At 65.0% G+C, this 13691-nt stretch carries 15 protein-coding genes, 1 tRNA gene and 2 pseudogenes; 9 read left to right on the forward strand and 9 right to left on the reverse strand.

Features of this window, described 5'->3' with window-relative positions; all coding sequences use genetic code 11:
* Positions 1–71: pseudogene (locus MU521_RS20275) on the reverse strand (IS6 family transposase); the annotation flags it as partial.
* Positions 72–289: 218 nt separating this feature from the next.
* Positions 290–1198: a serine/threonine-protein kinase RIO2 gene (locus MU521_RS20280; RefSeq protein ID WP_092695810.1), complete on the reverse strand. Its 909-nt coding sequence runs from the start codon at positions 1196–1198 to the stop codon at positions 290–292.
* A gap of 135 nt (positions 1199–1333) precedes the next feature.
* Between MU521_RS20280 and MU521_RS20285 the strand changes: the two genes are divergently transcribed.
* Positions 1334–2149, forward strand: a complete 816-nt coding sequence (locus MU521_RS20285) for a lipoate--protein ligase family protein (protein ID WP_092695811.1) — start codon at positions 1334–1336, stop codon at positions 2147–2149.
* Here MU521_RS20285 and MU521_RS20290 read toward each other — a convergent pair.
* Positions 2146–2679, reverse strand: coding sequence for a peroxiredoxin family protein (locus tag MU521_RS20290; protein ID WP_092695812.1), 534 nt, complete (start codon positions 2677–2679; stop codon positions 2146–2148). The two genes, MU521_RS20285 and MU521_RS20290, sit on opposite strands and share 4 nt — an antisense overlap.
* 308 nt (positions 2680–2987) lie before the next feature.
* Here MU521_RS20290 and MU521_RS20295 point away from each other — a divergent pair, with 308 nt between their 5' ends.
* The 3 genes and pseudogenes from MU521_RS20295 (at position 2988) to MU521_RS20305 (ending at position 5138) form a co-directional block, all read left to right on the forward strand.
* The gene (locus tag MU521_RS20295) at positions 2988–3812 is read left to right on the forward strand and encodes a hypothetical protein (RefSeq protein WP_250864827.1); all 825 of its coding nucleotides are present in this window, start codon (positions 2988–2990) and stop codon (positions 3810–3812) included.
* Between the two features lie 109 nt (positions 3813–3921).
* Positions 3922–4788: pseudogene (locus MU521_RS20300) on the forward strand (glycosyltransferase family 4 protein); the annotation flags it as partial.
* A gap of 47 nt (positions 4789–4835) precedes the next feature.
* Positions 4836–5138 carry a GtrA family protein gene (locus tag MU521_RS20305; RefSeq protein ID WP_342670353.1) on the forward strand — a complete coding sequence of 101 codons (303 nt, stop codon included), beginning with the start codon at positions 4836–4838 and terminating at the stop codon, positions 5136–5138.
* 5 nt (positions 5139–5143) lie between these two features.
* On the opposite strand, the gene MU521_RS20310 is transcribed toward MU521_RS20305, so the two are convergent.
* Positions 5144–6085, reverse strand: coding sequence for a glycoside hydrolase family 5 protein (locus tag MU521_RS20310; RefSeq protein WP_175452962.1), 942 nt, complete (start codon positions 6083–6085; stop codon positions 5144–5146).
* A 256-nt stretch (positions 6086–6341) separates the two neighbouring features.
* Between MU521_RS20310 and MU521_RS20315 the strand changes: the two genes are divergently transcribed.
* A complete protein-coding gene (locus MU521_RS20315; RefSeq protein ID WP_092695595.1) occupies positions 6342–7178 on the forward strand; it encodes a deoxyribonuclease IV in 837 nt (278 codons plus the stop codon).
* A gap of 81 nt (positions 7179–7259) precedes the next feature.
* Positions 7260–8054: a class I SAM-dependent methyltransferase gene (locus tag MU521_RS20320; protein ID WP_092695593.1), complete on the forward strand. Its 795-nt coding sequence runs from the start codon at positions 7260–7262 to the stop codon at positions 8052–8054.
* Positions 8055–8227: 173 nt separating this feature from the next.
* Here MU521_RS20320 and MU521_RS20325 read toward each other — a convergent pair whose 3' ends face one another.
* Positions 8228–8881, reverse strand: a complete 654-nt coding sequence (locus tag MU521_RS20325) for a DUF7095 family protein (RefSeq protein WP_092695591.1) — start codon at positions 8879–8881, stop codon at positions 8228–8230.
* 94 nt (positions 8882–8975) lie between these two features.
* On the opposite strand from MU521_RS20325, the gene MU521_RS20330 reads away from it, so the two are divergent.
* Entirely contained in the window at positions 8976–9677 is a 702-nt protein-coding gene (locus MU521_RS20330) for an alpha/beta fold hydrolase domain-containing protein (protein WP_092695589.1), read from the forward strand.
* On the opposite strand, the gene MU521_RS20335 is transcribed toward MU521_RS20330, so the two are convergent.
* The gene (locus MU521_RS20335; RefSeq protein WP_175452961.1) at positions 9678–9812 is read right to left on the reverse strand and encodes a hotdog family protein; all 135 of its coding nucleotides are present in this window, start codon (positions 9810–9812) and stop codon (positions 9678–9680) included. It abuts the gene before it with no gap.
* 73 nt (positions 9813–9885) lie between these two features.
* On the opposite strand from MU521_RS20335, the gene ncsA reads away from it, so the two are divergent.
* On the forward strand, positions 9886–10896 hold the full coding sequence (gene ncsA, locus MU521_RS20340; protein WP_092695587.1) for a tRNA 2-thiolation protein NcsA: 1011 nt from the start codon (positions 9886–9888) through the stop codon (positions 10894–10896).
* Positions 10897–11100: 204 nt separating this feature from the next.
* Here the strand turns inward: ncsA and ftsZ are convergent, their stop codons facing one another.
* The 3 genes from ftsZ to MU521_RS20355 all read right to left on the reverse strand — a co-directional run bounded on the left by ftsZ (position 11101) and on the right by MU521_RS20355 (position 13293).
* Positions 11101–12318, reverse strand: a complete 1218-nt coding sequence (gene ftsZ, locus MU521_RS20345; protein WP_092695585.1) for a cell division protein FtsZ — start codon at positions 12316–12318, stop codon at positions 11101–11103.
* A 3-nt stretch (positions 12319–12321) separates the two neighbouring features.
* Entirely contained in the window at positions 12322–12504 is a 183-nt protein-coding gene (gene cdrS / locus MU521_RS20350) for a transcriptional regulator CdrS (RefSeq protein ID WP_092662597.1), read from the reverse strand.
* A gap of 231 nt (positions 12505–12735) precedes the next feature.
* On the reverse strand, positions 12736–13293 hold the full coding sequence (locus MU521_RS20355) for a double zinc ribbon domain-containing protein (protein ID WP_092695583.1): 558 nt from the start codon (positions 13291–13293) through the stop codon (positions 12736–12738).
* 150 nt (positions 13294–13443) lie between these two features.
* Between MU521_RS20355 and MU521_RS20360 the strand changes: the two genes are divergently transcribed.
* Positions 13444–13517 (forward strand) — tRNA-Tyr (locus MU521_RS20360).
* Positions 13518–13691: the final 174 nt, after the last annotated feature.

The raw sequence follows: 13691 nt of genomic DNA on the forward strand, positions 1-13691 counted from the left end.
GTGCGCTCGTTCTCCCAAACGTCTTGACTGTCCTCTTCCAACGTCTCGCTGAGGAGGTCTGCGAGTTGCATAGGCACTTCTCGCTACAGCCTCCTCGCTTCTCAAACTCACTCAACTAGACAGTGCCTAGAAATCGAACTGCTGGAACTCTGCAACTTCAGGCCCACGATTTGATATAGCGACATATGATTTATTTCTGGGTTTCGGTGCGTCCACTCTCACGAGAGGGGTCTGTCGATACGGGGCTGTTACAGTCGGAATATGGGGAAAGAGGGGCCGGTGCCGGCGATCACTCGCGGTGATCGTCGACGGTCTCGAAGGTGCCGTCGGCGACGGCGGCCGCGACGGCGTCGGTGGTCACGTCGTCGACGTGTTTCGGGTACTTCCGGCGGAAGTAGCCGACGATGTTCTCCACGTCGCGCGCGAGCAGTTCGCGGCTGTTCTCGTGGTCGGTCGGGACGGCCTGGGGCCAGTCGAAGACGGTCACGCCGTCGGCCCCGACGAAGACGTTGTACTCGCTCATGTCGGCGTGGACGTACCCGCCCTCGTAAGCTGTCGCCAGCTCCACGAGGATCAGATCCAGAATCGGCACGACCTGTTCGGGTTCGAGTCGCGTCCGGGAGAGTTCGGTCGCGTCGATCTTCTCCATCAGGATGGCGTGGCGGTTCTGATCGACCGGGCGGGGGACACTCACGTCGGGGTAGAGGGTTTCGAGGGCGTCGTACTCCCGTTCGGCGGCCTTGCGCGCGGTGTACAGCCAGGAGACGTGGTCGCGATCCGAAGTGTAATCGCGTTCTTTCATCACTTCCCGGAAGTTGGTGTACCCCTCGCGGTGGTACTTCAGGGCCAGGGGCTTGTAGGAGCGGACCTCGTACACGTCGCTCTCCTTGCCCACGCCCAGGGGCGCGCCGAACTCCTCGACGCTGCCGCGTTCGATGAGGGTGTGCAAGGCCAGCGCGTCGTAGCCCTCGAAGGTGAGCTTGAACCCCTGGTACTGGATCGTCTTTCGCTCGACCAGCCCGCGGTCCTCACACCGGTCGAGCCGGTAATCGACGTTCTCCGGCGAGAGCCGCGAGAACTCGGGCAACTTGCCCCGGGCTACCCACTCCGAGAACCGCATCCCCTGCTCGATCCCCGAGAGCAGGTGGAAATCCTCGGGTTCGAGCTCCCGCATGAGCGGCGCGACGTTTTCGACCATCAGCCGCCCGTAGCGGGCCGGTCCGTAAAAGCCCGACGCGTCCGGCCGCTGGCGACAGTAAATCGGATACCGCTATATCGAATCCCGAGCGGTGGCCGACACAACCGCTTTCCTGCCCCGGGGCCAAGGGCGGCTATGACCGACCTCGCCGACCGGGAGTGGCGGCTGATCCGCGAGGAGCCCTGGGACGGGCCGATGAACATGGCTCTCGACGAGATCGCGGCCGAGACCGCCGCTCGGGGCGGCCCGCGCACGCTTCGAGTCTACCAGTGGGAGCCCAGTACCCTCTCGCTGGGGTACAACCAGGACGCTGCTACTGTGGACTGGGACTACTGCGATCGCGAGGGGATCACCGTCACCCGCCGACCGACCGGCGGCGGCGGCATCTACCACGACACCCACGGCGACATCTCCTACTCGATCATCGCCCCGGCCGACGAACTCCCCGGTGATCTGATGGACAGTTACGAACTCCTCTGTGAACCGATCATGGACGCCTTCGCGGACATGGGCGTGCCGGCGGCGTTCGCCGACGAGAAACGACCCGCCGTCTACCAGCCGGCCTGTTATCTCCGGGAACTGCACCCGGCCCACGACGTTGTATCGGCGACCGACGGGCGCAAACTCAGCGGCAACGCCCAGTACCGTCGCAAAGACAGCGTCATCCAGCACGGGTCGCTGACCTACGCCGGCCGAGCTGATCGGCACCTCGCGGTCTTTTCGGGCCACGACGTGACCGTCGACGCGTTCGACGAGCGGGTGGGGGCCATCGAGGACTACACCGACCGCTCCCGGGCGGAGGCCGTCGATTCGCTGACGGACGCGCTCGCGACGTGGGCCGACGCCGACGGGGGAGCCTGGACCGACGACGAACTCACGCGAGCCCGTGACCGCGCCGAAAAGAAGTATGCCACGGAGTTGTGGACGCGCGACCGCGAGGACCCGACCTAGCTCATCCCAAAACTCGCGGGTTCGTTCCCCAGTTCTTCGACGATGGCCTCGTGAATCTCCCGGACTGGCGCGGTGTCACGGGTCGGGTCGAGCCAGTGGTTCGAGAGCCACTTGTAGCGGACCTGCTGGTCCCGGTCGACGAGAAACGTCGACCGGCGCGCGCGACTGCTGAGCTTGAACGCCCGGTAGCGGACGCCGAAGGCCTCGGCGATGTCCAGATCCGGGTCGGCAAAGAGCGGGAACCCGAGGTCGAGATAGTCGATGAACCGTTTGTGGAGGGCGGCCCCGGACTTGCTGACGCCGACGACCTGCACCTGATCGCCCGTGGCGAACCAGTCGAAGTCCCGGAAATCACACCACTCGTCGATACAGTCCGGACTGAAATCGGCCGTGTAAAAATTGAACAGGACCGGCTTGTCCTCGAGTAGTTCCGATAGTGTCGTCGTCCGATCGGTCCCGTCGGGGTCGACCAGCTGGCCCGAAAAATCCGGAACGCGCTCGCCGACGGCGAGCCCCGCCGAATCTGTCATTCACGGTGCTACGAGCGACGCCGGTAATACCCTTGGTACGGTTTCAGCACGTGTAGTACCGGTCGTACGAATAGGCTGTCCTGAACCGGAAGCGACCACAGCGGCGAGTCGCGACTTTCACCGCCTCGTGAACCACTCTATAATTGTCACGAGCTACCGGTCCAATATTATCGAATGATAATTTGCTCCGTATGCTTTTCAGTCTCCCTTCTACAATTTAGAATAATGATATTAGAATTGTCGGTCTATAACCAGATAGCGAGGCAGACGGGACTGCATTGTGGTGTTACTACGGGGGGTACCAACGCATGAGCGGTGAGCACCCGTCGGGAGAAGACGAGCAGTCCGCAAACGTGGATGGGTCCGAGACGGAGAGTGACGAGTCGGCAGCCGCCTCCGAGACCACGGTCGATCGGCGAACGGTACTCAAGGCCGGGGCACTGACGGCTGTGGCTGGTCTTGGAGCTAGTGGGTTCCTCCTCAGTGGTGACGACTCCGACGAGAACGTTCAGTACGGCTACGGCGGAACCCCCGTGGAGACGACCCAGACGACCGTCAGGCAGACGCGAACATCACGGAGTGCGCCAACCGGTCCGACCCCGACCCCGACGGCGACGGCGGGGGCGGCGACGACCGACGAGGAGACGACGACCACGACGCGTCGCACCACGACGACCTCACAGACCACCACGACTGAACCGACGGAAACGTCTCCCACGACCGAAACCCCCGCGACGACGACCGAATCCACCGAGACCGAAACGGAAAGCGGCGGTGGGTTTGTCGGTGGCGGTGGAGGCGGTGGCGGTGGAGGCGGTGGCGGTGGCGGTGGAGGCGGTGGCGGTGGAGGCGGTGGCGGTGGTAGCTCCGGAGGCGGTGGCAATTCGGGAGATGGGTCGACCACGACGACAACGGATACGGCGACCACGACGACAACGGATACGGCGACCACGACGACAACGGATACGGCGACCACGACGACAACGGATACGGCGACCACGACGACAACGGATACGGCGACCACGACGACCGACGGAACGACGACGGTCACGACCACGACGGAATTGAGTACGGACGAGTACGGCGTCCAGGGGTACGGCGAGTACGGTTACGGCGGCGTCGCGCCCGACTGATCGCGTCGGCCGTACGGATTTCCGGTGTCGTGGAACGTCGACTGAACGAGCGAATCACTCCGATAGCAGTGTCGAAATAGCCATTACTGTCGACACGACAATCTCTCGTGTGAACGTCGCGTTCGTCTCGAACGTCGTCTACCCCTTCGTCAAGGGTGGGGCAGAAAAGCGGATCTACGAGGTCGGACGTCGACTGGCTGCCGATGGCCACGAGATAACGGTGTACGGCCGCCACTTCTGGGACGGACCGGCGACGATGGCGTACGAGGACATGACACTCCGGGCGGTCGCGCCGAGCGCGGACCTCTACGAAGGTGAGCGCCGTTCGATCACCGAAGCCATCGATTTCTCCGTCCGCCTGCTCCCGGAACTGCAGCCGGCGCTCTCCGATCGCGAACACGACCTCGTCGTCGCGTCGGTGTTCCCGTACTTTCCCGTGCTCTCGTCGAAACTCGCGACCCTGGGGAACGGGGTACCGCTGGTGACGACCTGGCACGAAGTCTGGCGGTCGTACTGGTCCGAGTACCTCGGGCGCCTGGCTCCGTTCGGCCGAGGCGTCGAGTTCGCGACTGCTCGCACGCCACAGCACCCCATCGCGATCTCCGACGTGACCGCGTCCCGGCTCGCGGAAATCGGCCCACCCCGCGAGGAGATCGAGATCGTCCCCAACGGGATCGACGTCGATCGGATCCGATCCGCCCCAGTTCCGGACGACGGGTACGACGTGCTGTTCGCCGGTCGGTTGATCGAGCACAAGAACGTTGACGTGCTGCTCGATGCGTTCGACGCGGTCGGACCGGACCACGACGCGACGCTCGGAATCGTCGGAGACGGGCCGGAGTCTGACGCACTTCGGACCCACGCCCAGTCGCTGGACTGCTCGGAGCGGATCGACTTTCTCGGCTTTCTCGACGACTACGACGATGTCCTCGGCCAGATGCTGGCAGCGGACGTGTTCGTCTCGCCATCGGCGCGCTCGTTCTCGACCTTCCGGACCTGCTGGCGAAGGTGGTCGGCGTCGAGGTGGCAATCCTCGTGATGTTCGCCGTCAACGAACGGTGGACGTTCGCCGGCCGGGGTGCCCCCGGTTTCGGCCCGCTCGCACACCGCCTCGGCAGATCACACCTCGTTCGTTCGGGTGGGGTGTCGCTCCAGCTCGCCGCCTACTGGCTCCTGACACGTCGACTCGATATCACGGTCGTCGCGGCCGGGATCGACGTGTGGTTTCTCGTCGCCAGCGTCGTCGCGATCGGTGCCGCGATGCTCGTCAACTACGCGTTCGAGGGGCTGTTCACCTGGCGGCTCCAGCGCGACGAGGCGACCTGACGCGGCTACGCCCGGTCGGCCACGTCGGCCAGGAACCGTTTCGTGAACGCGCCCATATACCGGTCGCCGCTCCGCAGGGTCCCGTCGGTGTCGAACATGGTCGGGCTCCAGAGCGAGTCGGCACACCACGCCGTCCAGCTGAGATTCGCTATTCCCTCGAAGTACCGCCGAAGTGGCTCGCCGTATCCCGACGTGCTCCCGACCATGTGGTCCGGCTTGTCCTCGTCGTCGACGTAGCCCCACTCCGTCACGAACAGTGGCTGCTCGTCCGCGACCGCGGCGAGCGCGTCGAGATCGTGGTTCTCGAAGTGTGTCGGATATAGGTGGGTCGCGTATACGATGTTCTCGCCCTCGAAGGGATCCTCGGCGGCGTATTTCGTGTACGTCGACCAGCGCGGCGACCCGACGAGGAGCGGCGTTTCGGGTGCGTGTGAGCGGACGAGGTCGACCCACGGTTGGGCTGTCTCTCGCCACGCCGCCCAGTCGCGCCGACCGTCGCCGAACGGCTCGGTCGGTTCGTTGAACAGCTCGAAGAGGACGTGCTCGTCGTCGGCGAACGCCGGTGCGACCGCGTCCCAGAACCGTCGTACCTCCCGGTCGATCTCGTCGGTGTTCCAGGGCTCGACGCGGTGGAAGTCGATGATTGCGTAACAGTCACGAGCTTCGAGAAACTCAACGACCGGTCGCACGTACTCCTCGATAGTCCGTTCGAGCCCGATCGAATCGATCGAGTGCTGGAAAGGCACTCGAACCACGTCGGTGTACCATCCCTCGTCCGGATCGGTGAGACGATCGAGCGTTTCCAGAAACGTCGCATCCCCCATCTGTTGATACTGTGTCCCCCACCAGGGATCGACCGTGTTCAGCCCGTGGAGATCGACGCTGTTGCCCGCCGGGTCTTTCAGCCATCGACCATCGACGTGGAGGCGTGGCAGTGTGGATTGCATCTGTGCGTCTGACGACTTGGATTCACCCCTCGGTGATGTCTTACCACTCGGCGAACGTCTCGACGTCGAGCCGAGTGTCGGTAACAGCCCTCCCGCAGTGACGGCAGTCAGGTACTGCCGCCGGGAGAGGCTCGTCACCGTTCTACGCATCCCTGTCGTGCTCCGTGCTGGAGACTGTTATTCTCACCGTCCGTTTCGATTTTTATGATCCGTCACGCATCGAAGCCGCTTTGACACCGACACACCCAGTGGTGATATGCTCAGAGTCGGTGCACACACCTCTATCGCCGGCGGCGTCGACAACGCCGTCGAGGAGCAACTCGACTACGGCGGCAACTGCGGGCAGATCTTCTCGCACTCGCCACAGGTCTGGCAGGATCCGAACATCGACGCCGACAACGCGGCGCAGTTCCGGGATCGCTCCGAGACCGAAGACGTGGGGCCGTGGGTGATCCACTCCTCGTACCTTGTCAACCTCTGTACGCCCAAAGACGACCTCCGGGCGAAGTCGGTCGACTCGATGCAACAGGAGGTCGACGCCGCGGCCGAACTCGACATCGACTACGTCAACGTCCACCTCGGCGCCCACACCGGGGCCGGTGTCGACCAGGGACTCTCCAACGCCGCGAGCGCGCTGGACGAACTCGACGTGCCCGACGGGGTCACAGTGTTGATCGAGAGCGACGCGGGCAGCGGGACGAAACTCGGCGGCCAGTTCGAGCACCTGGCGACCGTCCGGGAGCGCACCGAGCAGACAGTCGAGTTCTGTCTCGACACCGCCCACGCCTTCGCGGCGGGGTACGATCTCTCGACGCCGGCGGGAGTCGACGACACGCTCGCGGAGTTCGACGACGTGGTCGGCCTGGATGACCTGGCCTGTGTCCACCTCAACGACTCGAAACACGACTGTGGCACGAACAAAGACGAACATGCCCACGTCGGCGAGGGCCTGATCGGCGACGACGGTATGCGTGCGTTCGTCAACCACGAGGCCATCCGGGACGTGCCGCTGGTGCTGGAAACGCCGACCGAAGACGGCCGGGGCTTCGCCTGGAACATCGACCGCGTCCACGAACTGCGGGACGGCAAATAAATTCACACGAAGGTATCAACACTCGGCGAGCCCTTCTCGCAGAATCAGTCGGTTTTTGGTGCGGTCGAGCCAACTGCTCGTGTGCGCGAGTTCAGCGCCGAGTATCTGGAGACGACGCGGGCGGGGATGTGGGCCGACTCCCGGGAGGCACTCGCCGACCTCGACCTCTCGGCCCGCGAGCGGGTCCTCGACGTGGGCTGTGGGACGGGCGAACTCACGCGAGTGCTTCGCGAGGAGAGCCCCGCCGAGGTGGTGGGCCTCGACGCCGACCGGGGCTTGCTCGCGAGCGTCGACCCGCCACGACTGCAGGGCGACGCGCTCTCACTGCCGGTGGCCGACGACAGCTTCGATCTGGTGGTCTGTCAGGCGCTGCTCGTGAACCTGCCGGATCCGGCCGCGGCGGTCGCGGAGTTCGCGCGCGTCTCGACGGACCTGGTCGCGGCGATCGAGCCGAACAACGCCGCGGTGTCGGTGACCTCCTCGGCCGACCCGGAAGCCCACCTCGCGCAACGCGCGCGTGAACTGTATCTTCAGGGTATTTCGACCGACGCCACGCTCGGCGCGGACGCGGCCGGTGTCTTCGAGGCGGCCGGGCTGACCGACGTGACCACGGCCCGGTACGATCACGAGCGACGGATCGACCCACCCTATTCCGAGCACGCCGTCGAGGCGGCCCGGCGGAAGGCCAGCGGCGAGGGGCTGGCCACCGACCGCGAGACGATGCTCGCCGGCGACGCCACGCCCGAGGAGGTCGACGACCTCCGGGAAGCCTGGCGCGCGATGGGCCGAGACGTGATCGCCCAGATGCAAGCCGACGAGTACCACCGCCGCGAGGTCGTCCCCTTCTTCGTCACCGCCGGCTCCGCCCCCGAGTAACTACCAGAAAACGTATATTTGTCTGCCGGTCGGCTGACGCTTTTAGATAAGGAATCTGGTACGTATTATACCAGATAGCGTATGTTTCTGCGGGCGTAATACGGTGCCGGTGGCTGTGCGGTGCTGCGGTTCTCGGGTTGTCGCCTGGGCGGTTTCGGCGCGTCGACCGACGATCAAACCACGTCCCCTCTGACGGTCGCCCCCTCCGCCTCGGCGCGGTACTGTTTCACTGCATCGGCGGCCGTTTCGGCCTTGTCAGCGTCGAGTCCCAGCATCTCCAGCGCGCCCGAGAGCGGCGGGAACGCGAATTCGCTCTCCCGGAGTTTCCGGACGGCTTCGTCGCTGCGCTGGCCCTCAACCCACAGGCAGACGCCCCGCGGATCGAGGATCTGTTCGTAGTTCTCCCGGGCCATCGCACCCTCTAGTCGCTGTCTGACGTTGTCCTCGAAGGAGGCGTTGCACACCTCCAGGTGGATCGGTTCGTCGTCGTCGACGAGGTGGGCGGCGAGACACTGCTCGGGCGCGGCGTGGCCGTTCGCGTTGGCGCGCAGGTACTCCGGGTACTCGTCGGCCCAGTCGGCGTCGACGGTCTCGCCGACGCCCTCGATCCCGTGAGACTCGCGGAACTCCTCGGCCCGGTCGGAGTCGCGCCCGAAGAGCATGTCCTTGGTGACGTAGACGTCCAGTCGTTCGACGGGGTCGAGGCCGAGCGCCACGTCGCCGTAGACCCACACCTCCCGGACGGGCACGGGCATCGGCTCGGTGGCGACGGTCTCGACCAGATCGGCCACGCGGTCGACGGCCGCCCGGCGCTCGAAGTCGGTCATCAGTTCCACTACCGACGCGACGGGGAAAACGGTTCCGTGGCTCGACGGCCGTGTCGGCACGGGGATACTTACCACAGGCCGCCGACGCGCTGGTATGCGCCGCGAACTGTTCGGCCCCGAGGACGGCCCGGATCTCGTCGTGATCCTCGGCTGGGGCAACGAGTTCGAGTTCGAGACCGTCCAGTGGCTGCTCGACCAGCTCACCGACGCGGGCTATCGGGTCCACGGGTTCCAGATCCCGACGGTCGTCACCGACTTCGAGGACGAGTGGCTCGACCCCGTCGCCGAGTACGTCGCCGAGTTCGAGACGTACCGCCTGCTCACCCACTCGACGGGCGGCCTCATCGGCGAGTTCCTCGACGACCCCGAACCCGTCCACAAAGTCCACCTGAGTCCCTGGTGGGGATTCCACGACGACCTCGACAATCCCATCGTGACCCTGGCGATGAAACTCCCGCTCGCCAGGCCGATCCTCCCGGCCGGCATCGACAAGGAATCGCTGGGCACCCACACCACGGACCGCCAGATCGAGGCCACACCCGACAAGGCGGCTCCGACCTTCCTCCGAGAAGCCCGCTGGGGACAGGAACGATTGCCGCCCTTCGACGACGACACCGCCGTCTTCTACACACCCGAGGATCCCGTCGTCAGCGCCGACGCCATCGAGGCCCGGACTCCCGAGCCAAACCGGATCAGCTACGAGGGCGGCCACGAACTGTTCGGCTCGACCAGCCGCGAGGACCACATCGACACTGTCCTCGCCGCGCTCGATTCGGGCGTCGACGCGCTCGAGTAGTCAGGCCCGTTTCTCCGCGTCGGACACCTCGAACGTGGCGGAGAGGTCCGACTCGTCGGGCTTCTCGAACTGGATCTCGGCGGCCTTGTCCCAGACCACGTAGTCGTCGCCGAGGCGGTTGATGAGCATGAGCATATCCGTCCGACCGCCCACCTCCTGAAGTACGTTTCCGAAACGGTCAACCCCGAAGATCAGCAAGGGTTCGCCAATGGACTGTGACAAGTGCGACGACGAGGCGGTGATGCACGCCGCCTATTCGGGCCTGCACATGTGCGCCGACCACTTCTGTCGGTCCGTCGAGAGCCGGACCCGTCGGCGCGTCCGCGAGGACAACCTCCTGCCCGACGACGCCAGCCCCGACGACCCCGAGACCTGGCTGATCGGCCTCTCCGGTGGCAAGGACAGCGTCGTCCTCACGCAGATCCTCCACGACACCTTCGCCGAGGACCCGCGGGTCGAACTGGTCGCGCTGACGATCCACGAGGGAATCGAGGGCTACCGCGACGAGTCGCTGGCCGCCTGTCGCGACCTGACCGAGGACCTCGACGTGCGCCACGAACTCGTCACCTACGAGGAGGAGTTCGACCTCCGGATGGACGACGTGGCCGTCGAGGACCCGATGGACATGGCCCCCTGTGCCTACTGCGGCGTCTTTCGCCGCGACCTCCTCTCGAAGTACGCCGCCGAGTACGACGCCGACAAGCTCCTGACCGGCCACAACCTCGACGACGAGGCCCAGACCGCCCTGATGAACTTCTTCGAGGGCGACGTGGAGCAGATGGCCAAACACTTCGACGCCAGCCTGGGCGCGTTCCCGGGCGCGGCCGACGGCGGCGGCGACCGCGACGGCACGCCCGTCCGCGTCAGCACCGACGGCCCGTTCGTCCCCCGGGCCAAGCCTCTCCGGGACGTGCCCGAGAAGGAGATCGCCCTCTACGCCCAGCTGCAAGACCTCCCCGCCCACATCACCGAGTGTCCCCACGCCAGCGAGGCCTACCGCGGGGAGATCCAGCAGCTCCTGTTCGACATGGAGGAGAACCACCCCGGCGTCCGACACTCGATCATGGCCGGCTACGAGGACCTGGCCGCGATGGCCGCCCGCGCCTATCGCGACGGTGGCGGTCCCGAGTACGGCGAGTGCGAGCGATGCGGTGCGACGACGACCCGCGCGGTCTGCCGGAAGTGCTCGCTGGTCGAGGCGGTGCACGCAGCCGATTGACGGACGCTGTCCGCCAATCGAGCCTGTCCTCGCATCGCTCGTGCAGGCGGCGGATTGATTCGTCTCGCTCGTGCAGACGGCGGACTCGTCCGCCGCGCGTCAGACGTACGTCACACGGGAAATCGGTGGCTGACTGGACGTAAACGTACGTTTTCGTGAGAAAAGCGGAAAGTTAGTGGGTCGCTTCGCGAGTGGGCCGGTAGCTCAGTTCGTCCGGATGACGTCGAGCCCGTTCTTCGTCTCGCTGGTCTCGTCCTGGCCGCCGTCGGCCCAGCCGTCACTCTGGGCACCGCCGGCGTTGCCCATGCCGTTCTCGACGTTCTCGCTCGCGTCGAACGTGCCCTCGAACTCGGCCTCGTCGGCGTCCATGGCCTGCTTGGACTTGTCGGCCTGCTTCTGGGCCGTCGGACCGAGGATCTGGGCGCTCTGGACGCCGGTCATGATGGCCATGACCCGCACCTTGCCCTTGTACTCCTCCTGAATGCGCGCGCCCCAGATGACGTTGGCGTCGGCTTCCAGGCGGTCGGTGATGTTCTGGGCGATGCCCTCGGCCTCCTTCAGCGTGAGGTCGGGGCCGCCGGTGATGTGGACCAGCCCGCCGGAGGCACCGCGGTAGTCCACGTCCAGTAGCGGGTGGTTCATCGCGTCCTTGACGACCTCCTCGGTCTTGTTCTTGTCCTGGGTCTCGCCGACCAGCATGACCGCCACGCCACCCTTGTTCATGATGGCGGACATGTCGGCGTAGTCCAGGTTGATCAGCGATGGCTGGGTGATCGTCTCGGAGATACCCTTGACCGTCTCGGCGATGATCTGGTCCATCACCGAGAACGCCTTGCCGATGGGCAGGTTCGGGACGTAGTCGAGCAGGCGGTTGTTGTCCAGCACGATGATCGAGTCGGCCTCGTTGCGGAGACGCTCCAGGCCCTCTTCGGCTTTCACCGTGCGGGCGCGCTCAACGTTGAACGGCGTCGAGACCATGCCGACGACGATCGCGCCCTGCTCCTTGGCGATCTTCGAGATAACGGGGGCCGCACCGGTGCCGGTGCCGCCACCCATGCCTGCGGTCACGAAGACGAGGTCCGCTTCACCGATGACCTCCTTGATCGTGCCCTGTGCCATCTCGGTCGCGCGCTCGCCCATGCTGGGGTCGCCGCCCGCGCCGAGCCCGTTGGTGAGGGACTTGCCGACCAGGATCTTCGTGTCGGCCTCGATCATCTCGAGGTGTTGGCGGTCGGTGTTGATGGCGATGGTTTCAGCGCCGTCGACACCGATGTTGTACAGCCGGTTGACCGTGTTGTTCCCGGCACCGCCCGCGCCGACGATGACGATCCGCGGGTCACCGAAGCCTTCCGCGCCAGCGTTGTCCTGTTTTTCCTTCTCTTTCTCGTCGTTTTCGAGTGCCGACTTTACGAGGTCCTGCATCGTCTACACCTTGGCCCAGGATCGCTTGCGTTTGTCAGAGGAGTCCCGGGAGTCCTCCTGTTCGTTTAGCATGTCGCGGACGGCCGACCGTATGGCCTCGCTCCGGTTCGGGTACTCCCCGGAATCGACCATTCGTTCGACCTCTTCGATCTGCTGTTTCGGAATCCGTAGTGTCACACGCTCCATTTTTGGTTCCCCTGTTAGGGTAAGACGATGGGGGCATGTCACCGCGCCCCATGTTTTACACACCGGAAACCGCACCACTGCAGCCGATTGTTGTGCGTCGCGCCCGGTGTGTAAGACGCACCGTCTTACGCAGGGTTTACATCAGACTGTTGGGTTATAAAGGTTTCCCCCACCGTAAGACAAGTGCGTGCTAACGGGGTAAACGCCATCCTGAACACTGTTTACGGCGGGTTACGGTTGGTCCAACACGTCCGCTGCCGGAGTCCGGCGGCCACAGCCGGGGCAGAACGCCCAGTCCGAGCGCAGTTCGTCGCCACACTCACAGAACACGCGCCGGGCCGCCTTCTCACCGCAGTTCGGGCAGTAAACGTGGTCAGAACCCAGGTCTTCGCCGCATTGCTGGCACGTACTACGTTCGTCCGCGGCCGCGTCTGACACGTCCTCGCTCTCCTCGGCGGGCGTCTTACGCTCGTCGACGCTCACGTCGTCGGACTCGGTGGAATCGCCGTCGAGAGCGATGTTTACGTTGATATCCTGTGGCTGGCGCGGCGTAAACGTCGTCTCCAGCCGGTCGGCGATGATCGCGTCCACACGTTCCGCCACGAGGTCGTCGAGGCTGTCTTCCGTCGGCGTCGCCGACGCGCTCGACGCCGTCGCCTCGGGAGCGCTTTCGGTCGCCCCGTCGAGGTACGTCCGGAGCGCCTCGCGCATGACCTCGCTTTTCGACGCGTCGAACTCCTCGAGCTGCTCGATGAGTTCGTCGTCCGCGCGGAACGTTATCTTGCTCATTCGACCTGTCATACACCAAGCCAGGCGAACTATTTTAATCTTCCCGACTGTCAGACGGTCGTCAGCCGCCGCGAAGACGAACCCCCTGCACTCGTGCGATTCTCGAATGATAACCGTTAAGTCCGACAGTGGACCTACGTTGGAGTGCGTCCGCCCTTAGCTCAGACTGGTAGAGCAGTCGACTGTAGATCGACTTGCCCCCCGTTCAAATCGGGGAGGGCGGATACTTCTCGCGGCGCTCACTCCCCAGCGCCGCGAGTATCCGCACCCGATACGATTCGAGCTCGTGAGTCGCGCGCAGCGAAGTGAGCACGTCTCACAGTGTCAAATCGGGGCGGGCGGATACTTCTCGTGTACTCGACCGGTGAGCGGAACGAACCCGTCGGGTGCCGGAGGGA

Source organism: Halorientalis regularis (assembly GCF_023698535.1).
Classification (GTDB): Archaea; Halobacteriota; Halobacteria; order Halobacteriales; family Haloarculaceae; genus Halorientalis; species Halorientalis regularis.

Excerpts from the sequence above, each read along its gene's own strand:
- MU521_RS20325 (WP_092695591.1), bottom strand. The coding sequence starts at position 8,881 with ATGACCGACTTCGAGCGCCGGGCGGCCGTCGACCGCGTGGCCGATCTG.
- MU521_RS20285 (WP_092695811.1), top strand. The coding sequence starts at position 1,334 with ATGACCGACCTCGCCGACCGGGAGTGGCGGCTGATCCGCGAGGAGCCC.
- MU521_RS20290 (WP_092695812.1), bottom strand. The coding sequence starts at position 2,679 with ATGACAGATTCGGCGGGGCTCGCCGTCGGCGAGCGCGTTCCGGATTTT.
- MU521_RS20295 (WP_250864827.1), top strand. The coding sequence starts at position 2,988 with ATGAGCGGTGAGCACCCGTCGGGAGAAGACGAGCAGTCCGCAAACGTG.
- MU521_RS20355 (WP_092695583.1), bottom strand. The coding sequence starts at position 13,293 with ATGAGCAAGATAACGTTCCGCGCGGACGACGAACTCATCGAGCAGCTC.
- MU521_RS20315 (WP_092695595.1), top strand. The coding sequence starts at position 6,342 with ATGCTCAGAGTCGGTGCACACACCTCTATCGCCGGCGGCGTCGACAAC.
- MU521_RS20310 (WP_175452962.1), bottom strand. The coding sequence starts at position 6,085 with ATGCAATCCACACTGCCACGCCTCCACGTCGATGGTCGATGGCTGAAA.
- MU521_RS20335 (WP_175452961.1), bottom strand. The coding sequence starts at position 9,812 with ATGCTCATGCTCATCAACCGCCTCGGCGACGACTACGTGGTCTGGGAC.
- MU521_RS20280 (WP_092695810.1), bottom strand. The coding sequence starts at position 1,198 with ATGGTCGAAAACGTCGCGCCGCTCATGCGGGAGCTCGAACCCGAGGAT.
- cdrS (WP_092662597.1), bottom strand. The coding sequence starts at position 12,504 with ATGGAGCGTGTGACACTACGGATTCCGAAACAGCAGATCGAAGAGGTC.
- MU521_RS20330 (WP_092695589.1), top strand. The coding sequence starts at position 8,976 with ATGCGCCGCGAACTGTTCGGCCCCGAGGACGGCCCGGATCTCGTCGTG.
- ftsZ (WP_092695585.1), bottom strand. The coding sequence starts at position 12,318 with ATGCAGGACCTCGTAAAGTCGGCACTCGAAAACGACGAGAAAGAGAAG.
- ncsA (WP_092695587.1), top strand. The coding sequence starts at position 9,886 with ATGGACTGTGACAAGTGCGACGACGAGGCGGTGATGCACGCCGCCTAT.